The sequence below is a fragment of the Modicisalibacter luteus DSM 23508 genome (assembly GCF_000378505.1).
In the GTDB taxonomy this organism is placed as follows: Bacteria; Pseudomonadota; Gammaproteobacteria; order Pseudomonadales; family Halomonadaceae; genus Modicisalibacter; species Modicisalibacter luteus.
Genome location: NZ_KB899998.1, coordinates 121867 through 146687 on the forward strand (window position 1 = coordinate 121867; position 24821 = coordinate 146687).

General features: G+C 61.9%; 24 protein-coding genes. 3 read left to right on the forward strand and 21 right to left on the reverse strand.

From position 1 onward, the window contains the following. Positions 1 to 19 precede the first annotated feature (19 nt). Entirely contained in the window at positions 20 to 913 is an 894-nt protein-coding gene (locus tag F568_RS0115305) for a LysR family transcriptional regulator (protein WP_019019628.1), read from the forward strand. Here F568_RS0115305 and F568_RS0115310 read toward each other — a convergent pair. From F568_RS0115310 to F568_RS0115370, 13 genes are all read right to left on the reverse strand, one after another. Continuing rightward, a complete protein-coding gene (locus F568_RS0115310) occupies positions 892 to 1626 on the reverse strand; it encodes a hypothetical protein (RefSeq protein ID WP_019019629.1) in 735 nt (244 codons plus the stop codon). The two genes, F568_RS0115305 and F568_RS0115310, sit on opposite strands and share 22 nt — an antisense overlap. Continuing rightward, positions 1623 to 2117: a hypothetical protein gene (locus F568_RS0115315; protein WP_019019630.1), complete on the reverse strand. Its 495-nt coding sequence runs from the start codon at positions 2115 to 2117 to the stop codon at positions 1623 to 1625. Before F568_RS0115315 ends, F568_RS0115310 begins: the two co-directional genes overlap by 4 nt. Then, the gene (locus F568_RS0115320; RefSeq protein ID WP_019019631.1) at positions 2114 to 3403 is read right to left on the reverse strand and encodes a hypothetical protein; all 1290 of its coding nucleotides are present in this window, start codon (positions 3401 to 3403) and stop codon (positions 2114 to 2116) included. The genes F568_RS0115315 and F568_RS0115320 overlap by 4 nt, the downstream gene beginning before the upstream one ends. Then, on the reverse strand, positions 3400 to 4422 hold the full coding sequence (gspK, locus tag F568_RS0115325) for a type II secretion system minor pseudopilin GspK (protein WP_019019632.1): 1023 nt from the start codon (positions 4420 to 4422) through the stop codon (positions 3400 to 3402). The genes F568_RS0115320 and gspK overlap by 4 nt, the downstream gene beginning before the upstream one ends. Then, a complete protein-coding gene (locus F568_RS0115330) occupies positions 4422 to 5027 on the reverse strand; it encodes a type II secretion system protein GspJ (RefSeq protein ID WP_019019633.1) in 606 nt (201 codons plus the stop codon). The genes gspK and F568_RS0115330 overlap by 1 nt, the downstream gene beginning before the upstream one ends. Continuing rightward, a complete protein-coding gene (locus F568_RS0115335) occupies positions 5024 to 5404 on the reverse strand; it encodes a type II secretion system protein (RefSeq protein WP_019019634.1) in 381 nt (126 codons plus the stop codon). The genes F568_RS0115330 and F568_RS0115335 overlap by 4 nt, the downstream gene beginning before the upstream one ends. Next, complete coding sequence (locus tag F568_RS22995) at positions 5401 to 5904, reverse strand: GspH/FimT family pseudopilin (protein WP_019019635.1); 504 nt, start codon at positions 5902 to 5904, stop codon at positions 5401 to 5403. Before F568_RS22995 ends, F568_RS0115335 begins: the two co-directional genes overlap by 4 nt. Then, positions 5901 to 6350, reverse strand: coding sequence for a type II secretion system major pseudopilin GspG (gene gspG / locus F568_RS0115345; RefSeq protein ID WP_019019636.1), 450 nt, complete (start codon positions 6348 to 6350; stop codon positions 5901 to 5903). The genes F568_RS22995 and gspG overlap by 4 nt, the downstream gene beginning before the upstream one ends. A 17-nt stretch (positions 6351 to 6367) precedes the next feature. After that, entirely contained in the window at positions 6368 to 7573 is a 1206-nt protein-coding gene (gene gspF, locus F568_RS0115350) for a type II secretion system inner membrane protein GspF (protein WP_019019637.1), read from the reverse strand. Positions 7574 to 7642: 69 nt separating this feature from the next. Then, positions 7643 to 9166, reverse strand: coding sequence for a type II secretion system ATPase GspE (gspE, locus tag F568_RS0115355; protein WP_019019638.1), 1524 nt, complete (start codon positions 9164 to 9166; stop codon positions 7643 to 7645). Next, positions 9163 to 11241, reverse strand: coding sequence for a type II secretion system secretin GspD (gene gspD / locus F568_RS0115360; RefSeq protein ID WP_019019639.1), 2079 nt, complete (start codon positions 11239 to 11241; stop codon positions 9163 to 9165). The genes gspE and gspD overlap by 4 nt, the downstream gene beginning before the upstream one ends. Beyond that, entirely contained in the window at positions 11238 to 12134 is an 897-nt protein-coding gene (locus F568_RS0115365) for a type II secretion system protein N (protein WP_019019640.1), read from the reverse strand. The genes gspD and F568_RS0115365 overlap by 4 nt, the downstream gene beginning before the upstream one ends. After that, positions 12131 to 13861, reverse strand: a complete 1731-nt coding sequence (locus F568_RS0115370) for a bifunctional UDP-sugar hydrolase/5'-nucleotidase (protein WP_019019641.1) — start codon at positions 13859 to 13861, stop codon at positions 12131 to 12133. Before F568_RS0115370 ends, F568_RS0115365 begins: the two co-directional genes overlap by 4 nt. Positions 13862 to 14131: 270 nt before the next feature. Here F568_RS0115370 and F568_RS0115375 point away from each other — a divergent pair, with 270 nt between their 5' ends. Beyond that, positions 14132 to 16300: a PhoX family protein gene (locus tag F568_RS0115375; RefSeq protein WP_019019642.1), complete on the forward strand. Its 2169-nt coding sequence runs from the start codon at positions 14132 to 14134 to the stop codon at positions 16298 to 16300. Positions 16301 to 16397: 97 nt separating this feature from the next. Here the strand turns inward: F568_RS0115375 and ppk1 are convergent, their stop codons facing one another. Further along, complete coding sequence (gene ppk1, locus F568_RS0115380; protein ID WP_019019643.1) at positions 16398 to 18608, reverse strand: polyphosphate kinase 1; 2211 nt, start codon at positions 18606 to 18608, stop codon at positions 16398 to 16400. A gap of 46 nt (positions 18609 to 18654) precedes the next feature. Continuing rightward, complete coding sequence (hemB, locus tag F568_RS0115385) at positions 18655 to 19623, reverse strand: porphobilinogen synthase (protein ID WP_507236283.1); 969 nt, start codon at positions 19621 to 19623, stop codon at positions 18655 to 18657. A gap of 281 nt (positions 19624 to 19904) precedes the next feature. On the opposite strand from hemB, the gene elbB reads away from it, so the two are divergent. Next, entirely contained in the window at positions 19905 to 20564 is a 660-nt protein-coding gene (gene elbB / locus F568_RS0115390; protein ID WP_019019645.1) for an isoprenoid biosynthesis glyoxalase ElbB, read from the forward strand. 46 nt (positions 20565 to 20610) lie between these two features. Here the strand turns inward: elbB and tatC are convergent, their stop codons facing one another. The 6 genes from tatC to F568_RS0115420 are packed head-to-tail and all read right to left on the reverse strand — an operon-like array spanning position 20611 to position 24814. Further along, on the reverse strand, positions 20611 to 21405 hold the full coding sequence (gene tatC / locus F568_RS0115395) for a twin-arginine translocase subunit TatC (protein WP_019019646.1): 795 nt from the start codon (positions 21403 to 21405) through the stop codon (positions 20611 to 20613). After that, the gene (tatB, locus tag F568_RS0115400) at positions 21402 to 21854 is read right to left on the reverse strand and encodes a Sec-independent protein translocase protein TatB (protein WP_019019647.1); all 453 of its coding nucleotides are present in this window, start codon (positions 21852 to 21854) and stop codon (positions 21402 to 21404) included. The genes tatC and tatB overlap by 4 nt, the downstream gene beginning before the upstream one ends. 6 nt (positions 21855 to 21860) lie before the next feature. After that, positions 21861 to 22121: a Sec-independent protein translocase subunit TatA gene (gene tatA, locus F568_RS0115405; protein ID WP_019019648.1), complete on the reverse strand. Its 261-nt coding sequence runs from the start codon at positions 22119 to 22121 to the stop codon at positions 21861 to 21863. A 30-nt stretch (positions 22122 to 22151) separates the two neighbouring features. Next, a complete protein-coding gene (locus F568_RS0115410) occupies positions 22152 to 22490 on the reverse strand; it encodes a phosphoribosyl-ATP diphosphatase (RefSeq protein ID WP_019019649.1) in 339 nt (112 codons plus the stop codon). 60 nt (positions 22491 to 22550) lie between these two features. Beyond that, entirely contained in the window at positions 22551 to 24173 is a 1623-nt protein-coding gene (ubiB, locus tag F568_RS0115415) for a ubiquinone biosynthesis regulatory protein kinase UbiB (RefSeq protein WP_019019650.1), read from the reverse strand. Then, a complete protein-coding gene (locus tag F568_RS0115420) occupies positions 24170 to 24814 on the reverse strand; it encodes a ubiquinone biosynthesis accessory factor UbiJ (RefSeq protein ID WP_019019651.1) in 645 nt (214 codons plus the stop codon). Before F568_RS0115420 ends, ubiB begins: the two co-directional genes overlap by 4 nt. Between the last annotated feature and the right edge of the window lie 7 nt (positions 24815 to 24821).

Sequence of the window (24821 nt, forward strand, 5' to 3'; positions counted from 1 at the left end):
CGATGCAAAGGAGCTTTGCATGAATGAACAGAAGTTGCAGTGGGATGACCTGAGAATTGTGCTGGCCATTGCCCAGGAAGGCTCGCTTTCAGGGGCTGCCCGACACCTCAAAGTGAGCCATGCCACGGTCTTCAGGCGATTGGAAAGCCTGGAACGTCGGCTCGGCGCCAGGCTGTTCGAGCGGGGGCGACGTGGTTATGTACCGACGATCGCTGGTGAAGACCTATCGTCAACGGCAGCGCGCATGGAGGCGGAGTGGCTGGGGGCTCAGCGGCGGATCGCTGGTCAGGACCTTCAGCCCACCGGGACATTGCGAGTAACGACTACCGATGCGTTGTTCGAGGGACTGTTGGCCCCAATGTTTGCAGAGTTTCGCAACGCCTATCCTGAAATCGCGCTCGATGTCGTCATTTCCAATCAACTGTTCAACTTGACCCGGCGCGAAGCCGACATCGCGATCCGTCCTACTTCCTTTCCACCTGATACCTTGGTCGGCCGGCGCATAGGTAGACTCGCGCAAGCGGTATATGGTGCCAACGCCTTGGGCCATCAAGAAGCCGATACCTGGATCGGAGCCGAGGAAGGGTTGGGATACCGGGTTCTGGATCGTTGGATGAATGAGCAGGGCGCCAACATGGCATGCGCTTACCGTGTCGATAGCGTGCTCGGCATGCGAGCGGCGGTCCGTTCCGGGGCGGGCAAGGCCATACTGCCGTGCTACTTGGCTGACGATGAGCCCGGCATGGCCAGGCTATCGGACCCTATCGAAGCGATGGCTACCGACCTGTGGCTGCTGACCCATCCCGACCTGCGAGGCACGCTGCGAATACGCCTGTTCTTTGACCATATCGCCCACGCCGTCGCTGATGCCCTGTCACGCAACGCTTCGGACTACCAGGCGAACTCTCGGTGAACCTTGTCGTCCGTGGCGTTCGGTTCCAGCAAGCGCCGCCAGGTCGCCAGAGGATGATCCTGGGCGAGGCGACCATTGAGCTCACCGTGGGCGCCTCCACTGGCTGCCACGTCGAGCGTGCTGGCCAGTTCGAGCCCCGGCGGATCGTTCACGCTGAGTTTCAATCGATAATCGCCGTCGCTGCCACAGGTCAGGGCCAGGCGTGCTTGCCCTAGCGGGATGGGGTCCGGTGTCAGTAGTGTCAGGTCATCGCTGGTCAGGACGCCCTGCGTATTGACGCACCGTTGGCCACGGGTGGTCACAGCAAGCTTGCCTAACCAGTCGCCGGCCGGGGTGAGCGGCAGCTGCGACGTGTCGATGGCATGCAGCGAGCCGCCTTCGAGTTGCCATTCAACCGTCATACCGTCGATACGTGCCGTCAGTGACCAGGCATGGGCTGCCTCGCCCAGTGTGAGGTTAAGTTGTCCTGGCCACGTCACTTGCCAAACCGCGGGGCCTACCACGAGGGGGAAGGCGCCTTGCCGAGCGAATGAGAGCCGCTCGATTCGGCCATCCAGTAGACGCCCTTCGACACCCTGCCAGCCGATCCCGGTCGCCAGATCGTCTTTCACCCAGCCTGCCAGTACGGGCAGCGGCCAATAGAGCGACAGGGTGACGATAAAGACCAGTGCAATGGGCACTGCCACGAGGCCACGTAGTACCCAGCGTGTCATGGCGTTGCCTCCTCAAGTGCCGCCATCGGTTCGCGTTCGAGCTGGGCGACGAAACGCACCTCAACGGCCAGGCCGGCCTCATCGTCTCGCGCAAGCGTCCAGTCGAGCGCCCACCAGCCCCGCTGGGCCGCCCAGGCGCTAAAGTGCTCAAACGCGTCGAGGTTGTCGGCACGGCCGACCAGGCGCCAGCCATCGTCGCTTGCCTCCAGGCGGTCCAGGACCAGGGAGTGGCGCAGCGCTCCCTGCCGCCAGGTATCGGCAGTCATCGTCGTGACGGGAGGAAGGTCGGTAAGCAGGCTTGCCTCGTACTGCGACGGTGCATTCCACAATTCAGCGTTTATCATCTTTGCGAAATCGATCTGCTGAGCCAGTAAATAGCCGACCAGGGTCAGGCTGATGCCGGTGCCGATACTCAACCGCAGTCGCTCTGCCGCAGGACGGCGCTGCCAGGCCTGGCGTGCATTGGCAAATAAAGGTTTGGCGGGAATCATGAGCGGACCTCCTGAGTCAGCGCCACATGCAGCGACAGGCGTTGCGGCCTGGCTTGCCATTTGGCCTCGCCCAAGGCGGCGAGGTGCTTGGCGAGTTCGGCACCGTCGCTGGTAGCGTCTTCGTCGACTTGCCAATGCAAGGTCAATTGCGTGCCGGTGACATTGAGATAGGTCAGTTTCAGCGGTAGGGGACGGGTCTGCTGGTCTATACGCTCGAGCGTTGCCGTCAGCCACTGATTGCGTTGCTGGAGGAATTGCAGGGCGGCGTGCCTATCCTGTACCCGCTGCAGGGATGGGAAAGCGCCATCCTCGGGAAATATGTTTTCGAGCCGGGCCTGTGCGTTATGGGCCGAGGCGCGCTGATCGAGATAGCCTTGCCAGCCGACAGCCCCTAAATGCAGCAGCGCCAAGGCTGCAACAGCTATGGCCATGCGGCGTGTCGTACGAGAAAAGGGCAAAGGAGCGCGTCGTAGCGAGCGCGGTGACGGTGTTACGCCCGGCATGGATGGCAGCGTTACCGGCAAATGACGAGCATAGCGTTGCAAAATTTCGGTGGAATCCGTGCCAGACGCCGTATCGGCAATGTCATGCCACGGCCAGTGCCAGGTTTTCTCGCGTATTGCCGTGGGCAGGCGTTCTTGCCACTCGCGGGGCCAGGCCAGCCAATGCTCCGCGGGGGGCGCGTGCGGGGCCGGTGGCTCCGCCAGTGTCTTGATCATCAGACGGTGCGTGTCGGCTACTATGCTGACGTCGTCGGCCGATGTCGGAGAAGGCTGGGCCATGAAGACCGAGGCCCAGTGTGTCGTGCGAATGCCACGCGCCGCCAGCCAGCGTTGCCATGCCAGGAGTCGCTCGCGACCGATCACGAGCAGTTCCAGGTGACCCTGCCCCTGTTGTAGCGCTGCCAGTTCCAGTACTTCGCCATCAGTGCATAGCTGATCTTCGATGAGCAGCGGCCATTCGCGCTGACGTAGTCCTTTGGGGGCCGCCAGATGGAAATGACTGGTAGCGGTGGGGCCCAGCAGCAGCACGCTATCGTATTGCTGGCTGAGCTGCGCAAGCCGGGCGGGTACTGAGGCGTTGCTATTGGCGATCCGCCCAGCCTCGTCGCTGCCAGGCAGGCCTGTCATGGCCCAGTAGACAGCGACATGCTCGGCATCCGTTGATAAAGGCGCGGGCGATTCGCAAAGCAACAGTAGTCTAGGGCGCGACGAATCGACGGCACCGCGGCGGTTGGCAGGCAATCGTAGCCGGCCAAGAGGCAGCGAACGAAGCGAGGCTGTCATGGGGCGAAACCTTGAGGTGAAGAAGGGGGCGACATCATCCAGGCACTCAGGTCGTCGGTACGGGAAAGAATACGAACGCGCGATGCCGGCACGTAGGGTGACCAGCTACTGACGCCTTCTGCCTTGAGGAGGCGTCGAGTATGGAATCGGTATTCTCCGACCTCGACGGTAACGTCCAGCTCGAGGTAATCGGGCGTCAGCGTCAAACGATCGCCGTAGCGTTCGAGCCACTCGCTATCGCTACCGAGCTGAGCGCGCACCGCATCGATCCCCGAATAGCCGATGGCAGGGCGGGCATTGATCAGGCGGATCAGGTCGCCGCGAGCCACTTGACCTTCGAACAGGGCCTCGAGCAAGGGCAATTGTGCCAACTGCACGCTGTTAAGATTGAGGCGCCAGGCACCCATGTCGGGCAGTACGCATAAGTCTTTCAGGGTCTGGAAGCGGGCGCTGTCGAGCGGCTCCAGCCAATTGAGTTCGCTTATGTCCACCAACAATGTGTCGGCACTGACTCTTTGCGGCGAACCACGGGCGTAATCGACGCCATCCAGGCTGTTTTCGCGCGGCCGGGTATCGGCATCGATCCAGTCGGCAAGTCGGGCGACGAAGGCTGTCGGTGTCAGGTCGCCCAGGGCGGAGGGCGGACGGTCGGCTAGCAATCTGGTAAGTTGCTCGGCGGCGAGTGCCCCATTGCTACCGGCCAGGGCGTTGAGATTGAAACAGGTGCGCAGGTCGCGAACGACCAAGCGAATACGGCCTTCATCGGTAGGGTAGTCCAAAGGCTTGCCGGCCAGGCTTTGCCACCACAGGCTGGCTTGGCGTACGGCGGCATCGGTGAGGGCGCGTCGGGCGATGATCTCGGCCCCCTGGATATGAAAGCGAGCCTGGGTTTCTGCCTGCAGCAGGCCCAGGCGATGAATGTCGTTGCGACCGTCCTCGGCCAGCGAGGACAGGACCATGCCAACCAGCGCCAGGCACAACAGCACCATGAGCAGTGCGACACCACGTTGTCGTGACATCACGAGGCCTCCCAGTGTGGCAATAGCGCGCTCATCTGGTAACGGGCGCCATTTCGCCACCACTGCAGGCGAATACCCGACGGCAAGGCATTGTCGGGAGGTGATGCTACCCAGCGAGCTCCGTTGTAAAACTCGATCTGCACCCGCTCGACGTCGTCGAGCTGGGCCGCGGTCTGCCACTGAGGCGTGCCGGCGTCATCGAGCAGCCCCGTCGATGCCAGCCATAGGCGATGCTGCTCGCTATCCCATACCAGCCGCTGGCGGCGCAGGCGGGTGTAGTGATCGCCGATGGGCAGCGGCCAATCCCCTTGGGCTACCCATTCCAGCATGTGGGTATCTGGCAGGTAGTCGAGTGGCGCATTGAGTAATGGTTGCCCCTGGGCATGTACGGGCCGCACGACTAGCGCTTCCAGACGCCGCTCGAGAAGCTGGGCGAGGCGCGTATCCTGGCGCAGGGCTGATGGCTCATTGAGGCGCTCGCGTGTCGTCAGCATGCCGTTGACCAGTGCGGCAACGGTGACGCCGATCAGCGCGGTCAAGGCGATGGCGACAATCACCTCAAGCAATGTGAAGCCCCGTTGCGAAGGACGACGATAGCGAGTCATGGCGAAAAGAACAGAGTGAAACGAAAATCTGCGTGCTCGCGGTCGGCCTCGTCGAACAGGCTCAGCGTGCCTCGTCGCATGTTGCGCACCGGCGTGGAATCGACATCCAGTTGCCAGTAGCAGGGCTGGCCGGCTTGGTAGAATTCGCCTTCGTGGCGACCCGTGCTGGGCCAGTAGCGGGTCAGTGTGAACTCGGTACCCAGCGCGCGGGCACATAGGATTAGTGGTACGCGCTGCGTTTCGGCAAGACTGGCACGGGTGCGCTGATGCACGCCCTGACTGACCGCCACAGCCAGAATAGCCAGGATGAACAGCGCGATCATCACCTCGAGCAACGTGAAGCCGCTGCCGGAGCGCTTGGTGAAGCTTCGTGTCATAGGCGGCCCATCGCCTTGACACGATAGATGCCCAGCGCATCGACCTCCAGAGCACGCTGCGTGCCACCATGGCCAAGAATCAGTCGCCCGCCGATCACTTCGCCATTGGGCCACCACACCAATCGGGGCATGTCGGTATCGGGCGCTGACGGCGCGTTGGCGGAGACACTTTCTACCGAGAGAGGTATCGGCCAGGTCTGCGGAGCCAGGCGATGACTTTCGAGCGGCACCCAGCGCCACACGCCGGTGTCGGGTTCATAACGCCAGGTGACGAAACGGTAGCCTTGGGCATTCGCCTGCCAGCCGATGATCTGCTGGTCGAGGAAGGCCACGTCACGCGCCAGGGACAGGTCGCCGTGCAGCCGCTCGGCGGCGGCATCCAGACGCCGATGGTCATCGCCGCCCAGCCAGGCGATACTCAATGTCGTGGCCAGCGAGACGATCACGACGACGACCAGGAGCTCGAGCAGCGTGAAGCCGCGGGCGTGCCCAGGAGTCATAGCATCCAGTTGCCGATGTCAGCATCCAGGCCTTCACCGCCAGGCGCACCATCGGCCCCCAGGCTGTAGATGTCCACACTGCCATTCTCGCCCGGGCTGCGATACTGATACTCGTTGCCCCACGGATCGCTGGGCAAACGGCGAATGTACCCCTCTTCGCGATAGTTCCTGGGCTGCGGCTCCTGGCGCGGGGCCTCGACCAGCGCCAACAGGCCCTGGCGGGTGGAAGGGTAGCGATAGTTGTCCATGCGGTACATATCCAGCGCCTGCTCCAGCGTCGACAGGTCGGCGCGCGCCTTTTGCCGCATGGCGTCGTCCTGGTTGCTGAGCACGTTGGGCGCGACGATGGCGACCAGCAGACCAATAATGAAGATCACCACCATGATCTCCAGCAGGGTGAAGCCGCGTTCGCGACGGTAAGAGCGGGAAGGGCGGTAGTGTGTCATGGACTTTCCTCGGCAGTTCAATATTGCATGGCGCCGTTAAGACGCATGATCGGGAGCAGAATGGCCAGGACAATGGTCAGCACGACGCCGCCCATGGTCAGGATCATCACGGGTTCGAACAGGGCCAGCGCCATGTCGATGCGTCGATTGAAAGAGGTTTCCTGAGTATCGGCCACACGCTCCAGCATGCGGTCGAGCGTACCGCTGGATTCGCCGCTGGCGATCATGTGCAACATGGTCGGCGGAAAATGCCCGGTCTCGATCATGGCGCGGTTGAGGCTGACCCCGGTGGCGATACGTTCGGCCAGAATATCGACGGCGTTACGCATCACCAGGTTGCCGAGGGTGTCGCGGCTGACCTTGAGCGCGTCGAGCAGAGGGATGCCGCTGCGGGCCAGGATGGCCAGCGTGCGCGTCAGGCGGGCGGTATCCAGTAGCACGATCAACTCGCCCAGGCGCGGCAGGCGTAGTAACCAGGCATGCCAGCGATGTCGCACGGCGCGCCGACGCAACAGCCGTTGCGTGATCAGGGCGCCGAGCACGCCAGCGACCAGCAACCCCGGACCGGCGAGCTGAAGAAATTCGGAGACGGCGATCAGTGCGCGGGTCAGCCAGGGCAACGCCATGTCAGAACGTTCGAATTGCTCGGCGAGACGAGGCACGACGTAGGTCATCAGGCCCACGACGACGGCGATTGACACGGCCACAAGCACCAAGGGATAGACCAGCGCAGTGCGCGCCTTCTGACGCTGCTGCTGGACCCGCTCCAGATGGTCGGCCAGGCGCTCCAGAACCTGGGCGAGGCGCCCGGCCCGCTCTCCGGCTGCAACCAGCGAGCGATAGAGCGTATCGAAGGTGGCCGGATGCGTGCCCAGGCTGTCTGCCAGGCTATAGCCTTCGCGAATGCGAGCCACGATATCCAGCAGCATGGCGCGGGGGCGCTCTTTCTGGGCTTGCCGTGACAGCGCATCGAGGGCGTCGCCGATCGGAATGCCGGCATCGACCAGCGTCGCTAGCTGGCGGGTCAGTAGGGCCAGCGTTTCGTTGTCCACCCGGCCGCGTCGAGAAGCGCTTTTCGTCTTGTCGCGGACCGGTATCAGCTGGCGCGGGAAGAGGCCTTGGTCACGCAGCAACTGGCGCGCCTGACGCTCGCTATCGGCCTGCAAGACGTCTCTTCGGCGAGCGCCTTCAGGGGTCAGGGCAAGATAACGATAGGTCGGCATGCGGCTTCTCGTGCTGGTTTTCCTTTCCACGCGTGAGCGTGCCAGAGTCTTGTTGCAGTTTTCGGTCGCTTATTGGTGAATTGCCCGCAGCACCTCGTCGACACTGGTTTCCCCGGCCTGAAGGCGGTTCACGGCGCACTGCACCAGTGTCATGTGCGTGGCGAAGGCATGCCGGGCCATGTCCGATTCGGTTGCGCCGTCGTGAATCATCGTCGCCAGGGTGTCATCGATGGCAATGAACTCGTAGATGCCCAGGCGGCCCCGGAATCCGGTGTGGTAACAGGTCTCGCAGCCGACCGGCTCGGCGATACGCCCGAGTGTTCCCATGCCCTTGAGCCGCCCTGTGTCGGCGGCGGTAATGTCCCGCCAGCGTCGGCAATCCGGACACAGCCGCCGGACAAGGCGTTGGGCCATCACGCCCTTGAGGCTGGTCGCGAGCAGGAACGGTTCGATGCCCATGTCACGCAAGCGGGTCACGGCGCCCAGTGCGCTGTTGGTATGCAGGGTGGAAAGCACCAGATGGCCGGTGAGGCTGGCCTGGACTGCAATCGCCGCGGTTTCCACGTCGCGGATCTCACCGATCATGATCACGTCGGGGTCCTGGCGCAGGATGGCGCGCAGCCCCCGGGCGAAGGTCAGCCCGGCATGCGGGTTGACCGGCGTCTGGCCGATGCCGGGTATGGCGTATTCTACGGGGTCCTCGACGGTAAGAATGTTGCGCTGGCTGTCGTTGAGGTGCGCCAGGCTGGCATAGAGTGTGGTGGTCTTGCCCGAGCCGGTGGGGCCGGTATTGAGCAGGATGCCGTTGGGCCGGGCCAGCGTCGCCCGGTAGGCCTCAAGCATGCGGTCGGGCATGCCGATGGTGCTCAGGTCGAGCATCGAGGCCTGCTTGTCGAGCAGACGCATGACGACGCGTTCACCGTGGATCCCGGGCAGCGTCGAGACGCGGATATCGACGTGCCGTCCTGCCGTGCGCACGGTAATGCGTCCGTCCTGGGGCTGGCGCTTTTCGGCAATGTCGAGCTTGGCCATGACCTTGATGCGCGAGATCAGCATTGGCGCCAGGACGCGTGGCGGGCGCAGCGCGACGCGCAGCGCCCCATCCACACGTAGCCGTACCGTCAGTTCGTGTTCGAAGGGTTCGACGTGAATATCCGACGCTTCCAGGCGCAGGGCTTCTGAAAAGATGCCATTGATCAAGCGGATGACCGGGGCTTCGTTTTCGGCGTCGAGGAGATCCTCTGTGCGCGGCAGTTCCTGCAACAGATGGTCGAGGTCCACGTGCTCGGCGAGCCCCTCCATCAGGGCTTCGGTGCTGGCGCGACTGGCATCGTAGAGACGCCCGAGTCGGCTGTCGAAAGCATCGTTACTCAGCCACTCGCAACTCAGCGGGTCGCCATGGACGCGCTGGATTTCCTGCAGGGTGACGATGTCGACATCCTCGCGGCAGAACAGATGGTATCCCGCGTCGTGCCATTCTATAGCGGCCCCGCCACGCCGCGCCAAGCGATAGGGCAGCATCTTCTCGCTGGCAGGGGCCTTCAGCTCCGGCGCCGATGAAGCCGCCGGGAGGCTTTCCAGTGGTGTATTCATGGCGCCAGCGCCCCCAGCCGATCACGCGCCGATGGATAGAGGTGGTTTAGTGACAGGCTCGTGTTCTGAGTATCCAGTTCCGGCAGGGTCTGGTCGGCATCGAAATCGTTGAGCAGCTGCTGGGCGCGCATGAAGCGGTACTTCTCCGCCGTAGCGGCATTTAGGGTCTGGGCATCGCGTAACACGCGGGCGCGGATGAAGACCATCAAGTTCTGCTTTTCGTTGGAGCGGCTCGAATAGCGAAACAGGTTGCCGAGCAGCGGGATGTCTCCCAGCAGTGGCACGCGCTGCTGGGTATCGCTGCTCTGATTGCTGATCAGGCCGCCAAGCACGATGATGCCGCCATCCTGGGTGAGCACGGTGGTCTCGATCTCGCGCTTGTTGGTGACTACATCACTGGCATCCACGTTATCAGCGATCGACGAAACTTCCTGGGTGATCTCCATGCGAATGGTGTTGTCGGCGCTGATCGACGGTCGTATATGCAGGCTGATGCCGACATCCTCGCGCTCGATGGTCTGGTAGGGGTTGGCATTGTCGACGGTGGTCGAGCCAGTCACGAAGGGCACTTCCTGGCCGACCAGGATATAGGCCTCGGCATTGTCGAGTGTGGTCAATGACGGCGTGGAAAGCAGGTTGGTGTCGGTGTCGCTGCGCAGGGCATTGAGCAGGGCGGCGAAGCTGATGCCGCTGTCGCTGAGGCGGCCGACGCCCAGCGTGACGCCATTCAGGCTACCGAGCAGCGAGCCCAGTGCGCTGGTGTCATCGGTGGCTATGGCCCCGGCGATCTGGTTGATGCCTGCCGAGGAGGAAGTCGCATAGTTAACGCTACCGACGGGAAAGGTACCGCTGCCGCTGGTATCGGCGAATAACCACTGTACACCGAGTTCGCGTGCCCGGGATTCTGTTATCTCGGCGATGATCGCCTCGACGGCGACCTGGGCACGACGTATGTCGAGGCGCTCAATGATGCTTTGATAGGCGTCCAGCCGCGAGGATGGGCCGGTCAGTACCAGTGCGTTGGTGGAGGGGTGTACCGCAAAGGCTACGCTATCGCTAGCGATCACTCGCCGGGCGCGCGTGGTGATGCCCTCATTACCCAGCGTCGAGCCCTCGTTACCTGGCGGGACATTCTCGCCGCCAACCGGCATGCCTGGCACATTGTGGGCATCGGTGTCGGCTGTTTCGATGCTGGAGACATAGCCGCCTCCGTCACGCAGGTTACGCAGCACCTCGACCACGGTCTCGGCACTGGCGTGATTGAGATAGATAACCCGGGTGTTGGTGCTCTGGTGCTCGCTGGGCTTGTCGAGGGCGGCAACCAGGCGCTGGGCGCGCTGCCGGTCGCGCTGACTGCCGAATACCACCAGGGCATTGGCGCGCGGTGCGGCAATCACCCGGGTTTCGCCGCCGGTCCCCTGAAGTGCGCTATCGATGGTCTCGGCCAGTTCCTCGGCATCCGCATAATCTAGCGTTATCACCTCGGCACCGGTGTCGCGGTTACTGTCGAGCAGCGTTGCCAATCGGGTCAGGCGCTGCAGATTGTCACGCCAGTCAGTGACCACCACCATATTGCTGTCCGGATACGGGGTAATCGTGCCGACGCGGGCATCGACCAGTGGCTGAAGAATGTTCGCCAGGGTTGCGGCATCGAGGTGTTGGGTTTCGATGACCTGAGTGGCCATGACATTGCCACTGTCGGTTTCATTGCCCAGCGGTAGCGGCTGGCTGCGTGCCACCTGGTCGGGCACGATGCGTACCTGGTCGTCGCCAAGCTCGATCGTGGCATAGCCGTTGATCTGCAGCTGGTTCTGGAATACGCGATAGAGTTCGTCGGCGCTCAGGCTACGTTGGCTTTCGAGGCTGATGTTGCCGCGCACTCGGGGGTCGACAATGAAATGCTTGCCAGTGATGCGACCGACGCTGTCGATGAATTCCTGCAGACTGACATCGTTGTAATCGATCTCGTAGCGCGGTGCGCCGCTGTTGGTGTCAGTAGGATTGACCGTCTGGGCGAGCGCCGACGAAACGGCCGTCGTGAGCAGGAAGGCGACGAACGTATGTCGGATCGTCATGAGGAAAACTCCACTTTCAACGTGATCGGTCGTCCGTCGCGCTGCAACTGGACATGTAGCGAACGGGCCTGACGCAGACGCTTCTGAATCAGGGGGAAGGCATCGCCTTCGCGTATGGGATGCCCCTCGATAGCCGTAAGAACATCGCCGCTTTCCAGCGGCAGAACCTCAAACAGCGAGGCATCGGTGCCGGGGCGCAAGCGGTAGCCCTTTAGCTGTTGGTCTTCCAACACCGGAGCCGCCTGGAAGTAGCGCAGCAGTGGCGTGGGGTCGTTGAACAGCGACTGGAGATAGTCATCACCGAAGCGGGACGTAAACGCCTTGTCTGGCCAATCGACCGGCCGCGGGGTGGCGTCAGCGTCGCCGGCTTGGGACGAAGGTGCCGGAGCGGCTGGCGACTGTGAGTCTATGGAGACGATGGGGGCGCTATCGGCAGGCTGAGCCTGTGGCCATGGAAGGCTTTCCTGACGCCCGCGGTTATCGAGAGTCAGGCCTTCATCGGTGATGTCGACGAGGCGCACCTGGTCGTCGATGCGCTCACCTAGTGTCACGACCTGCTGACCGGTGGGCATGTCCAGGATGAGCACCGAACGGCTCAGGGGCATGCCGCGCGCTACGCCGACGATGGTCAGGGGCAGGCGGGTCAGCGGGAGCGCCGGACCCTGAGCAGAAAGGTCGCGTTGCCATAGCGTGTTGCCCACGACTGGTAACGTCGCCACGGGAGGCGTATACGCCGATGTTATCGCCGTGGAGGAGTGGGAGAGACGCCAGACCAGGCTGGCACCATCGGCGAATACGCGTGCGCTTAGCCAGGCAAGCAGGCACCAGGCCAACCAGCGCCATACCGGGTTCAGCCGCGCGAGGGGCGTAAGCAGAACGCGAAGCGTGTTCATGAGCCGAGTCGGGCTTCCGGATGCCAGCCGGGGTGCCCTTCAATATAGGTGAGCGTACCTGCGGGGCGGGGCGGCAACGACCAGTCCGTCGGCTGGGCACTCAGAAAGCGCTCCATGACCTGCCACAGGGGCTCACCTTCGGGGGCGCCGGGACGAATGCTCCAGGTCACCAATTGCGGAATGTCGCCGATAGGTAGGGTGATCCGGTGACCGATGTCGGCGCCGTAGCGGCATTGCCAGTCGGTAGCGTCGAGGCGAGGCAGGTCCTCGGCATTATCGAGCAATAACGGATAACCGAAGCTCTGGTCGCAGGCGCGCTCGAAGAGCGAGCGAACCGACTCGTTATCGGCATTGACCGTAAAGACCGGGGCGTCATGCCCGCCACTGAGCACGATCAGATGTTCACGGGTAATCGCGTCGCCGGGTGCGACTACCACGTCATAGCGCAAGCCGGGCGACAACGTGTGGACGTCCGCCACTTCCTGACGCAGTGCGGCGCTGACCAGGGCATCCCAACTGCCGCTGACCACATCGCGTCGCCAAAGCCATTCAGGCGCGCGTGCCAGGGGGCGGTCGAGCCATTCTGCATAGGGGGCGCGTTCCGCATCCAGCTGGGCCTGGAGGGCATTAGCCTCGCGGGCTTCCTCGCCACTCAGCGTTTCTTGGGAAACCGCATGAAACTTTGCGGCAACCTGCCAGTGCCCATCATGGAAGCGGCAGTCGAGATGGTATAGGCCGATGCCTCGAGTGCCGGCCAGGCATACCGGAATAGGGCTGCCGTTGCGGCGGGTCACGTCGATGGTTTGCGGCCAGAAATCCTGCCCGCGTGCGCACAGCATTAGGTCGGCATCATTCAGGCGCTCGGCCAGCCACAGGCCCGGACCGGTGCCGACATCGGCAAGCACCACGACCAGATCGGCCTTTTCACGGGCCTGCTGGACCTGGCGACGGGCATCGTCGTACCAGGCGTCCAGGCCGCGGGTCTCGTCGTAGGCGTAGGGGTCGCTGACGCCGACAACCGCAACGGTCACGCCACCACGCTCGAATAGTGAGAATGGTGTAACCAACCCTTCGGGGTTCTGCTCCGGCGTGAGTGTGCCTAGTACCGGGGAGGCGAACTCACGGTAGCGGGCGGCGATGCTATCCGCCCAGATATGGCGCTCGTTACTGCTGACTCGAGCGTCGGCGCCTAGCAAGTGGCTTCCGGTAACGCCGGAGCGGCCCCGGGTGAAATAGCTTAGGCCACTGCCGTTCCAGCACTGGCCGTTTTCCAGTGTCAACGTCTGCGGGCCCAAGCGCCGACGCAGATACGCCAGCTTGGTAGCCAGTCTGGCGTATCCACCAAAGCGCTGTTGTACCGCCAGAGCCGGGTCGGTGAGTTGGCGTGTCGTTGTATCCAGAGGGCCGGTCAGGGTCACCACGCTGGTAGCGGTTGCCCAGGGGGCCTGGCCCAGTCGCTCACTGGGCCCCAGGCGCGTCGCGGGGACGATGGGATACTCGGGCTGGCGGGTATCCAGCGTATCGGCATAATAAAGCAGGTCGATTCGGGCCGAACCACTCCCGGTTTTCAATTGGCGCTCTTGCCCAGTCGTGGCGCAACCGGCGAACCAAGGCATCAACAACGCAGCACCGCCGCCCTGCAGCACATCGCGGCGCGAAAAAAGAGGGGCTTTGCGCGATAACTTGTTGGTCGCACGGGGTGTCTTTCGGTTAGTAAGCAAAGCCATACTGGACGGACTCTTTTTGCCCGGTGGGCGGTTAGTGAGCGCGATGGTGTTCAAGAAAGCTACCGAGTGGGCTTCCTTTTTAGAATGTTAGTGACTGAACCATGACACTTTTGTGATGGAATCGAGACCTTTTTTTTCACGATAAATACTTGGCTTTGTCCTTGTTCGTTAACCTGCTTGTCATTTTTCCAATCTAACGTCTCTCCTCACGTCAGGCTGAAGTTGCAAACAGAAAAAATCTGTCTACCGTACCTACTTAGCGAGGGGATCATGAGCAAGGAAATCGAGAATCACCGCGTCTTGAACCGCAGCGCCAACGAACCGTTCTCTTCCATTCTGGAAAAGCACGTCTCGCGTCGCAGCATCATGCAAGGTGGCCTTGGCGTCGCTGCGATGTCGGTACTGGGTGGTTTCGGCCTGGCGGGCTGCAGCGACAGCGACGACGGTGGCGAGGCACAAGCGGGAGAGCTGCCGGAAAAGACCGCATTGGCGCTGGCCTTTGAGTCCATCGCCGGCTCGATGACCGATGCCGTAGTTGTGCCCGAAGGTTACACCGCTCAGGTCCTGATTCCCTGGGGTACGCCACTGAACAATATGGCGCCGGACTGGAGCGCCGACCGTACAATGACGTCGGAAATTCAGGCCAACAGCGTCGGTATGCAGCATGACGGCATGTACCATTTCCCGCTGAGTGAAGCTGAGGCCTCCAGTGATTTCCTTCTCGCCCTGAACAATGAGTACATCGATCAAAGTGCACTGTGGGCACCGCAAGGTGGTGCGACAAATGCGGACAGCGGCGCACGTCCTGCCGACGAAGTACGCACTGAAATCAATGCCCATGGCGTGACCATCGTTCGCGTACAGAAGCAGTCGAATGGTACTTGGACCCATGTCCCAAATTCGCCGTATAACCGGCGTTTTACCAGCGCCACCCCGATGGAATTGAGCGGTCCGGTGGCGGGTAGCGACTATGTCGTTACCGCCTATTCTTCCGATGGCACTATGACTCGCGGTACTAACAACAACTGTGCCAGCGGTTATACCCCGTGGGGCACCTACCTCACCTGCGAAGAGAACTGGCCCGAAGTCTTCGTCAAGGATAGCGGTCGCGAGATGGACGATGACCGTCTGGATATTCCGACCGGACGCGGACGGTATGGTTGGGAAACCGCAGCTGGTGCCGCCGGCGAGACTCAGAACGAATTCTCACGCTTCAATGCCACGCCCAGCGGCGCTACTGCAGCCGACGATTACCGCAACGAGCCGCGCACATTCGGGTATATCGTCGAAATCGACCCCTACACCAATACGCGTGCCGTCAAGCGCACTGCATTGGGACGTTTCCGCCACGAAGGTTGCTGGCCGGGCAAGCTGGTCGAAGGCGAGCCGGTGGTCTTCTATTCCGGTCACGATTCACGTAACGAGTACATCTACAAGTTCGTCTCAGACGCTCTCTGGGACCCCGCTGATGCCAACCAGGCCGGTGGCAACTATGACCGCCTGGCTATCGGCGCCAAATACATGGACCAAGGCACGCTCTACGTTGCCAAATTTAATGCCGACGGTACCGGTCAGTGGTTGCCACTGACGCCGGATGCAACTACTCAGGATGGTCAGCGCCTCTCCACCGCTCTGGGTCTGGCCAGCGACGACCTGGCCGGAATCATCATCCACACCTGTGACGCCGCCGACCTGATGGGGGCTACGCCGATGGACCGCCCGGAGTGGGGCGCTGTCGATCCGGTTTCCGGTGAGGTCTACATGACGCTGACTAACAATAGCCAGCGTACCGAGGCAGGCACGGCCCCGACCTACACTAACAGCGGTAGTGATATCGATGAGCTGGGTGTAGGTTACGCCACTGCTCCGGTTAATGGCCCGAACCCGCGTCCCGACAATGAAGGCGGTCAGGTCATCCGCTGGCGCGAGCCGTCGCCAGACGAGACCACCTTCGAGTGGGAAGTATTTGTCTTCGGCGCGGCGGCTACGGATTCCAACAATTTGTCTGGCTTGACCGAACTCAACCAGTTCGCCAGCCCCGACGGCTTGTGGTACGACGATCGTGGTGATGGCCAGGGCATCCTGTGGATCGAAACCGATAACGGCTACGACGGGGTAGCCAACTACACTAACGACCAGCTACTGGCGGTGGTGCCGTCTTCGGTCAGCCTGGCCGAAGGCGACGCGGCGGTGATTGACGCCAGTGACCAGGCGCAGCTCAAGCGTTTCGCGGTAGGCCCGAACGGCTGTGAGGTGACGGGCATCTTCGCCACGCCGGACAAGACCGCGCTGTTCATCAACATCCAGCACCCGGGCAACTGGCCGGCCGATCCCAATGCGAACGTGCAGGACGCCACTACAGTAACCAGCGGCGACGTTCGCCCGCGTGCCTCCACGGTTGTGATCCAGAAGGCCGACGGCGGCCAGATCGGCGTCTAAGAGACAGGGACGCCGACATCGGTCGGCGTCCTTCACGCATCACAACAATAAGAAAACCCACGGTATTCGCCGTGGGTTTCTTGCTTCAGAAGGCAGCTCAGGACTTTGCTGCATAGGCATAGAGTAGGGTTTCCTGCGCGCTGATGGGGGCGGCCTCGCCGGATTCGTTGCGCTGGTAGCTGCCGTCTTCGCACAGAATCCAGCTCTGGCAGTTATCGACCAGGTAGGTTTCGAGATCCTTGCGCACGCGCTGGGCCAGCTTCTTGTCGAGGATGGGGAAGCAGGTCTCGACGCGATGGAACATGTTGCGTTCCATGAAGTCGGCACTCGACGCCCAGACTTCCGGTTTGTCGCCATTGGCGAAGTAGAACACCCGGGTATGCTCAAGAAAGCGGCCAATGATCGAGCGTACGCGTATGTTTTCGGAAATCCCGGGTACGCCGGGGCGCAGACAACACATTCCGCGAATGATCAGATCGCATTGCACGCCAGCGCGTGAGGCGCTGTAGAGCGCGCGAATCAGCTTGGGCTCGGTCAACGAGTTGCACTTGATGATCAGGTGGGCACGCTTGCCCTTTTCGGCGAGCTTGGCCTCGCGCTGGATCATTTCGATCAGCTTGCCATGCAGGACGAACGGAGCGTGCAGCAGCGTCTGAATGTTGCGCGGCTTGCCCATCCCCGACAACTGCTGAAAGACCATATGTACGTCTTCGCACAGCGTCTCGTTGGCGGTGAGCAGGCTGTAGTCGGTGTATAGCTTGGCCGTCTTGGAGTGATAATTGCCGGTACCCAGGTGCGCGTAGTAACGCAGTTCGCCGCCTTCGCGACGCACAATGTGCATCATTTTGGCATGGGTCTTGTACGCCATCACGCCGTAGATAACGATGGCGCCGGCTTCCTGCAGGCGCGATGCCAGGGCCAGGTTGTCGGCTTCGTCAAAGCGGGCACGCAGCTCGATGACCACCGTGACTTCCTTGCCGTTGCGTGCCGCATCGACCAGCGCACCAACGATCGGTGAATCCGCGCCAGTGCGATAGAGCGTCTGCTTGATGGCCAGCACCGACGGATCGCGAGCGGCCTCGCGCATCAGATCCTCAATGGGAGTGAACGACTGGAAGGGGTGATGAAGCAGCACGTCGCCCTGGCGAATGGTGTCAAACAGGCTGCAGTCCGGCCTGAGGTTCTTTGGCAGGCCGGGGGTGAATGGGCGGTAGCGCAGGTCGGGACGATCCACGTCATCGAGCAATGCCATCAGCCGGGCCAGGTTGACCGGGCCGTGCACCCGATACAGGTCCTGCTCTTCCAGATCGAACTGCTTGAGCAGGAACGCTGCCAGGTCATCGGGGCAGTTCTCGGCGACCTCCAGTCGCACGCCGTCGCCATAGCGCCGCGCCAGCAGTTCGCCGCGTAGCGCCGAGGCCAGGTCGGAGACCTCCTCGGGATCGACAGACAGGTCAGCATTACGGGTCAGACGGAACTGATAGCAGCCACGCACCTGCATGCCCGGAAATACTTCCTGGGCATGGGCATGCATCATTGACGACAGGAAGATGTAGTCCGTGAAGCCCTCGCCGGCGAGTTCCGCCGGCAGGCGAATCAGGCGCGGCAATGAGCGCGGGGCGGGGAGGATCGCCAGCCCGCCCTGACGACCGAAGGCGTCGGTACCTTCTAGTTCGACAATGAAGTTTAGGCTCTTGTTAACCAGCCGCGGAAAGGGGTGTGAGGGATCGAGCCCGATGGGGCTGATCACCGGCATGATCTCATCCTCAAAGTAATCGAGAACCCAGGCGCGCTGGGCCTCCGTCCACTGGTTGCGGCGGATGAAGCGTATGCGCTGCTCCTCCAGGGCAGGAATCAGCGATTCGTTGAGGATCCGGTACTGGCGCTCAACCTGATCATGTGCGATGCGCGAGATCCCGGCGAGCACCTGATTCGGTGTCATGCCGTCGGCACCGGTCTCCTCGCGCCCCAGCATGCGCTGGTGCTGCAGGCCGGCGACGCGAATCTCGAAGAACTCGTCGAGATTCGACGAGAAGATCAGCAGGAACATCAGCCGATTGATCAGCGGGTGCGATGTATCCAGTGCCTGTTCGAGGACGCGAATGTTGAACTGCAGGTGGGAAAGTTCGCGATTGAAATAGAGCGAAGAGTCGTTGAGGTCGGCCTCCGGCGAAGGTGTCGGTTTGGCGTGAATGCCGGTGCGGGTCCGGTTGACCCGCAACGGTGCATCGTTGACCGACTCGGTGTTGAGCGATTCCTGACCGTCTTCCTGGGTGGCCGACGGTTCCTGGGCACGCGACTCTTCCATCGCAAAGGCTCCTGTGTCGATGAGAGAGTCGGGGCCGGCTCTCCCGTTATTGGTTCAGTAATTGTGCCGCGCGCTTGGCGAAATAAGTCAGTACACCATCGGCGCCGGCTCGCTTGAAGCACATCAGGGACTCAAGGATTACGCTGTCGGCGTCCAGCCAGCCGTTTTCGAACGCCGCCATATGCATCGCGTACTCGCCGCTGACCTGATAGGCGAAGGTCGGCACCTTGAGCTCCTGCTTGACGCGGCGGACCACGTCCAGATACGGCATGCCGGGCTTGACCATGACCATGTCGGCGCCTTCGGCGATATCGAGGGCGACTTCGTGGATGGCTTCGTCGCTGTTGCCTGGATCCATCTGGTAGGTGCACTTGTCGGCCTTGCCGAGATTCGCTGCCGAGCCCACCGCATCGCGGAACGGGCCGTAGTAGCGCGAGGCGTACTTGGCCGAGTAAGCCATAATCCGAGCGTTGTGCAGGTTTTCCTGCTCGAGTACCGAACGGATGGCGCCAATCCGGCCATCCATCATGTCGGACGGAGCGACCACGTCTGCGCCGGCCTCGGCATGCGACAACGCCTGCTTGAGCAAGGTCTCGACGGTGCGGTCGTTCAGCACGTAACCCTGCTCGTCGAGGATGCCGTCCTGGCCGTGGCTGGTGTAGGGATCAAGGGCCACGTCGGTGATGATGCCCAGTTCGGGACAGGCGTCCTTGATAGCCCGCACTGTACGCTGAACCAGGCCGCTGGCGTTATAGGCCTCTTCGGCCAGTTCGCTCTTGTGGCTGGCGTCGATTACCGGGAACAACGCAAGGGCGGGGATACCCAGCGAGGCGGCTTCGCGCGCCTCCTGTACCAGCAGGTCGATCGACAGGCGCTCGACACCAGGCATTGAGGCTACGGCCTCGCGGCGATTGTTACCGTCCAGCACGAAGACCGGCAGGATCAGGTCATCCGGCGTAAGTGTCGATTCGCGCATCAAGCGGCGCGAAAAGTCATCCTTGCGCATGCGGCGCATGCGTGTCGCGGGGTACTGACGTGAAGTGAGCTGACTCAAAACACCTTCTCCAGTCGTTGGGTCGCGACCGCCGTGGCATCGAGTGTGAGACTGATCGGTGACAGTACGATGACAGCAGCGGCAAATGGTCTGCCAGTATAGCAATGGTGCGGTATGGGATCCCTTTGGCGCCTTGTCGCACCTTGCGCGACCTTCTAAATTGTAATTTCGCCGTGCATTCCGGCATGGTGGCTTCACGATAGTGAAACGGCAAGATGCCGGCAATAGACAAGGAGAGCGGCATGAGCAAACGGGTTGCGGTGATCCTATCCGGCTGCGGCGTTCAGGACGGTTCGGAAATCTACGAAACGACCTTGGTACTGCTGCGCCTGGATCAACTGGGTATCGGTTATCGCTGTTTTGCGCCCGATATCGAGCAACGCCAGACCATCAACCATCTTACCGACGAGCCGATGCCCGAGGAGTCACGCAACGTGCTGGTCGAGTCAGCGCGCCTGGCACGTGGCGATATTGCCTCACTGGAGGAACTCGAGGCCGAAGATTTCGATGGTGTCGTGCTGCCTGGCGGCTTTGGGGTGGCTCGCAACCTGTCGGATTTTGCCGAAGCTGGATCCGACATGACTGTCCTGCCACAGCTACGCGACAAGATCATGCCGTTTCTTGAGGCTGAAAAACCCATCGCCATGATGTGCATTGCGCCGGTACTGGTGCCCCGGCTACTGGGGAAAGCCATTCCCGTCACCGTGGGGCAGGATGCCGGCGTCGCCGGGGCCATCAGCAGCATGGGGGGGTTGCACAAGAGCTGTAGTGTCGAGGACGTGGTTATAGACCGCGAGCACCGGGTGATCACCACGCCGGCCTTCATGCTGACCGAGCGGATCAGCGAGGCGGCCAAGGGTATCTTCAAGCTGGTCGACAAGCTCAGCGAAATGATGGACTAGATGAAGCCATCAACGAACAACCCCGCCGTTTGGCGGGGTTGGCGTATCAATCCCGGGCTTCCTCTTCTTCTTGCTCTTTCCTGATTTGACGGCGACGTACGGCACGTCCGAACAGGATACCGACTTCGTAAAGCAGCCACATGGGAATCGCCAAGAGGCTTTGCGAGATCACGTCCGGCGGCGTCATGAGCATGCCGATGACGAAGCAGCCGAGGATCACGTAAGGGCGCTTCTTCGACAGGCTTTCGACGGTGGTCGCGCCAGTCCAGATCAAGAGGAACGTGGCGATGGGTATCTCGAAGGCGATACCGAAGGCGAAGAACAGCTTGAGAACGAAATTGAGGTACTGGTTGATGTCGGTCATCACCGCGACGTTCTCCGGGCCGGTATGCACGAAGAAGTCGAACAGCAGCGGAAACACCACGTAATAGGCGAAGGCCGCGCCGCCATAAAACAGCGCTACGCTCGAGACCAGCAACGGTATCGCCAGTATCTTCTCGTTCTCGTAGAGGCCGGGGGCGACGAAGGACCACATCTGGTGTAGCACAAAGGGAATGGCCACGAAGACGGCCACCACCAGCGTCAACTTGAAGGGGGCCAGGAACGGCGAGGCCACCTCGGTGGCAATCATCTGCGAGCCTTCGGGTAGCAGCGCCATCAAGGGGTCGGCAACGAAGGCATAGATATCGTTCGAGAACGCGTAAAGGGCCAGAAAGATGAGCACGACGGCGATCACGGCCCGCATCAGGCGCGAGCGCAACTCGATGAGATGCTCGATCAGCGGAGCCTGGGCGTGTTCGGTTTCCGGCTTCTTGTCACGCGGGGAGGGAGCTGCACTCATCGTGACTGGGAGTCCTTGTCATCGGAGGCCGTGGAAGACGTCGGTGTCGTGGACGGTGCGACCGGCTCATGCTCGGCCGGCACGGCATGGGGAACGCCGCTGCCAGCCTCGCTCTGGCGTGGAAGCGATTCGTCACCACTGGCCTCGGTACCATCAGGAGAGGTCTCGGACTGGGTCTTTTTCGCAGGCGAGTCGGCGTAGCTTTCGACTTCCTGACGTGCCCGGTCGAGACTCGCGTTAAGCTTCTTCTCCTGCTCGCTGAGCTTCTGACGAAGGTCCTCGGCTTCCAGTTGCGCATTGATTTCACGTTGCATGTTGGCCACGGTGCGCTTGGTCTTGCCGATCCACAAGCCCACGGTGCGAGCGGCCTTGGGTAGCCGCTCGGGACCGAGCACCAGCAGGCCCACTACGCCGATGATCAACAGTTCGAGAAAGCCGATATCGAACATGGCGGGTTATTTCCGCTCTTCCTTGTCTTCGACACGCTGCTCGGGCTTGACGTCGTATGTCTCGCCCTTGTCGTCATGCTGGACCTGGCGATGGGTGGTGTCGTCATCCTTGCCCTTGTCGATGTCGTCATCGTTCATGGCTTTCTTGAAGCCCTTGACCGCACCGCCCAGGTCGCCGCCCACGTTGCGCAGTTTCTTGGTGCCGAAGATCAGGATGATGATGCCGAGCACGATCAGCAACTGCCAGATACTGATACCACCTAACATATGTCGTTCTCCCGTCGGGCCGGAACCCAATTATTTCGTTGTGCGGGCGGCCTTCTCGTCCAGCCCGGATATACCGAAACGGCGTGCCAGCTCATCGAGCACCTCTTGCGAGTCGATGCCCAGATGCGACAGCATCACCAGACTATGAAACCACAGGTCAGCGGTTTCGGCGACCACTGCCTGACGTTCGCGCTCAACGCCATTTTCGGCGTCCTTGGCGGCAAGGATGGTCTCGGTCGCTTCCTCGCCCACCTTTTCCAGAATCTTATTGAGCCCCTTGTGATGCAGCGAGGCGACATAAGACGATTCCGGGTCGGCATGGCGGCGCTGGTCCAGCACCTCGGCGAGCTGGTGAAGAATATCGCTCATCGATGACAATCCTAAGTCAGTGTAGAAGAAAGCAAAGCACTTCAATACCTTAGTTTTGGCCTATCGCCAGGCGAGCAGAACCACGCCCACAATCGCGGCGGCCAGTACCGGCCACGGCTGATTCATGGCCCATGCGGACAGTGGCTGCCAAGCCAGCGCCAGGGCAAGGATCAGCAGACCGAGGCGCAAGCGGCGACCGCTGCGTCCCGCCCTGGCCAACTGCTGGTCGAGGCGGGTCAGTGCCTCGGCCTGTTGACGCCGCTGGCGCAGGTCGTTGTCCGCCCGTGACAGGGCCTGGTGCGCCAGCATTGGCAACTCGGGAATCTGCTGGCTGAGCTCGGGCGCCTGTTTCTGCAGCGAGGCCCAGAATCCACGTGGCCCGGCGCGATCCTTCATCCAGCGCTCGAGGTAGGGGCGGGCAGTGGTCCACAGGTCCAGGTCGGGGTAGAGCTGACGGCCCAGGCCCTCGATGTTGAGCAAGGTCTTCTGCAGCAGGACGAGCTGAGGCTGGACCTCCATGTTGAATCGGCGCGCCGTCTGGAACAGGCCCAGCAGTACCTGGCCAAAGGAAATCTCCTTGAGCGGCCGTTCAAGGATCGGTTCGCACACGGCGCGGATCGCTGCGGCGAATTCGTTGGCCCGGGTGCCTTCGCCGACCCAGCCCGATTCGATATGCAGCACGGCGACTTCGTAATAGTCCTGGTGGAAGAAAGCGAGCAGATTGCGGGCCAGGTAGTCCTGATCCTCGCGGGTCAGGCTGCCTACAATCCCGCAGTCGATAGCAATGTACTGCGGATCCTCAGGATCCTCGCGGGACACGAAGATATTGCCCGGGTGCATGTCGGCATGGAAAAAATTGTCGCGGAATACCTGGGTGAAGAAAATCTCAACGCCACGCTCGGCCAGCTTGCGCAGGTCGGTGCCCTGAGCCGCGAGCTGTTCCATGTCGGCGACAGGAATGCCGTGGATGCGCTCCTGCACCATGACTCGTTGACGAGTCAACGGCCAGTGGATGGCGGGCACGTAGAGCAGCGGTGAATACTTGAAGTTGCGCTTGAGCTGCGAAGTATTGGCAGCTTCCTTGCGCAGGTCCAACTCGTCGAACAGAGTGGCCTCGTAATCCTCCACCACTTCGACCGGGCGCAGGCGGCGTGCTTCAGGAACGCGCTTGAGCAGGCGAGCGAAGGCGTACATCAGGCCGATGTCCTGGCGCATGACATACTCGATGCGAGGGCGAATTACCTTGACCACCACGTCCTCGCCAGTGTGCAGACGTGCTGCATGCACCTGGGCGATGGAAGCCGAGGCCATCGGCACCGTGTCGAATGCGGCGAAACATTCATCAATGGTGCGTTCGAGCTCTTCTTCGATCAGGGCACGTGCCTGTTCGCCGGGAAACGGCGGTACCTGATCCTGAAGACGCTTGAGCTCGTCGGCGATATCGGGTGGCAGCAGGTCTCGGCGTGTCGATAGCATCTGGCCGAACTTGATGAATACCGGCCCCAGCGACTCCAAGGCCAGGCGCAGACGTCGCCCACGTGAATGACCACGGGTCGGAAACAGCCGCAATGGCGATAGCCGAAATGCCAGGCGCAGCAGCGGCGGCAGCCGCTCCAACGGAATCAGGGTGTCCAGGCGATAGAGGGTCACTACCCAGAAGATGCGCAGTAGACGCAGGCTCACTCGCTGGCCTCCTGATGGTTGGCGAGCTTGCGCTGCAAGCGGGCCAGGCGTGCTTCGAGCCGGTCGGTGGCGACCTCGAGCTCGGTCAAGTGGTCGCGCAGTGTTTCGCGCTGGGCGTGGCCGGGCAGCAAGCGAGCCTCTTCGAAGATGTACTCGGTGAGATCGGCACGCAGTTCGCGCTGACTGCGCATCCCGAAACGGGCGAAGCAGCGCAGGCCCTCGGCCAGGCTGTTTGCGGGCAGGTCGCCAAACCATTCGGCCAGTGCGCCTTCCCAGTCGAGATCGAGATCCATGAGCAGGGCCCGGGCATCCTCGAGCAGATGCGTCTGGCCGCGGATGGACAGACGGCCGTTAAACATCAAGCGCTCTAGCGGTTCACCGGCCAACAGGTTACCCAGTGCCTCGCTGTCTACCTCGACGATGGCGTTGGCATCGCCCTCCTCGGCATGAGGATGGCGCATCAGGCTCAGGCCATGGTCGTGAAAGGCCACCAACAGGTCCATGCGAGGCTGCTCCAAACGCAGCAGCAGCCGCTTGCCAGCTAGCCGGCGCAGGCGGGTGGGCGCGGCCGGGTCGCGGGAGAGCATGGCGTTGAGGCATTTTTCGGCACAGGCCAACAGCAGTGTCGGGGTCAACGACATGAAATCC

Excerpts from the sequence above, each read along its gene's own strand:
- F568_RS0115305 (WP_019019628.1), top strand. The coding sequence starts at position 20 with ATGAATGAACAGAAGTTGCAGTGGGATGACCTGAGAATTGTGCTGGCC.
- F568_RS0115310 (WP_019019629.1), bottom strand. The coding sequence starts at position 1,626 with ATGACACGCTGGGTACTACGTGGCCTCGTGGCAGTGCCCATTGCACTG.
- F568_RS0115315 (WP_019019630.1), bottom strand. The coding sequence starts at position 2,117 with ATGATTCCCGCCAAACCTTTATTTGCCAATGCACGCCAGGCCTGGCAG.
- F568_RS0115320 (WP_019019631.1), bottom strand. The coding sequence starts at position 3,403 with ATGACAGCCTCGCTTCGTTCGCTGCCTCTTGGCCGGCTACGATTGCCT.
- gspK (WP_019019632.1), bottom strand. The coding sequence starts at position 4,422 with ATGTCACGACAACGTGGTGTCGCACTGCTCATGGTGCTGTTGTGCCTG.
- F568_RS0115330 (WP_019019633.1), bottom strand. The coding sequence starts at position 5,027 with ATGACTCGCTATCGTCGTCCTTCGCAACGGGGCTTCACATTGCTTGAG.
- F568_RS0115335 (WP_019019634.1), bottom strand. The coding sequence starts at position 5,404 with ATGACACGAAGCTTCACCAAGCGCTCCGGCAGCGGCTTCACGTTGCTC.
- F568_RS22995 (WP_019019635.1), bottom strand. The coding sequence starts at position 5,904 with ATGACTCCTGGGCACGCCCGCGGCTTCACGCTGCTCGAGCTCCTGGTC.
- gspG (WP_019019636.1), bottom strand. The coding sequence starts at position 6,350 with ATGACACACTACCGCCCTTCCCGCTCTTACCGTCGCGAACGCGGCTTC.
- gspF (WP_019019637.1), bottom strand. The coding sequence starts at position 7,573 with ATGCCGACCTATCGTTATCTTGCCCTGACCCCTGAAGGCGCTCGCCGA.
- gspE (WP_019019638.1), bottom strand. The coding sequence starts at position 9,166 with ATGAATACACCACTGGAAAGCCTCCCGGCGGCTTCATCGGCGCCGGAG.
- gspD (WP_019019639.1), bottom strand. The coding sequence starts at position 11,241 with ATGACGATCCGACATACGTTCGTCGCCTTCCTGCTCACGACGGCCGTT.
- F568_RS0115365 (WP_019019640.1), bottom strand. The coding sequence starts at position 12,134 with ATGAACACGCTTCGCGTTCTGCTTACGCCCCTCGCGCGGCTGAACCCG.
- F568_RS0115370 (WP_019019641.1), bottom strand. The coding sequence starts at position 13,861 with ATGGCTTTGCTTACTAACCGAAAGACACCCCGTGCGACCAACAAGTTA.
- F568_RS0115375 (WP_019019642.1), top strand. The coding sequence starts at position 14,132 with ATGAGCAAGGAAATCGAGAATCACCGCGTCTTGAACCGCAGCGCCAAC.
- ppk1 (WP_019019643.1), bottom strand. The coding sequence starts at position 18,608 with ATGGAAGAGTCGCGTGCCCAGGAACCGTCGGCCACCCAGGAAGACGGT.
- hemB (WP_507236283.1), bottom strand. The coding sequence starts at position 19,623 with ATGCGCCGCATGCGCAAGGATGACTTTTCGCGCCGCTTGATGCGCGAA.
- elbB (WP_019019645.1), top strand. The coding sequence starts at position 19,905 with ATGAGCAAACGGGTTGCGGTGATCCTATCCGGCTGCGGCGTTCAGGAC.
- tatC (WP_019019646.1), bottom strand. The coding sequence starts at position 21,405 with ATGAGTGCAGCTCCCTCCCCGCGTGACAAGAAGCCGGAAACCGAACAC.
- tatB (WP_019019647.1), bottom strand. The coding sequence starts at position 21,854 with ATGTTCGATATCGGCTTTCTCGAACTGTTGATCATCGGCGTAGTGGGC.
- tatA (WP_019019648.1), bottom strand. The coding sequence starts at position 22,121 with ATGTTAGGTGGTATCAGTATCTGGCAGTTGCTGATCGTGCTCGGCATC.
- F568_RS0115410 (WP_019019649.1), bottom strand. The coding sequence starts at position 22,490 with ATGAGCGATATTCTTCACCAGCTCGCCGAGGTGCTGGACCAGCGCCGC.
- F568_RS0115420 (WP_019019651.1), bottom strand. The coding sequence starts at position 24,814 with ATGTCGTTGACCCCGACACTGCTGTTGGCCTGTGCCGAAAAATGCCTC.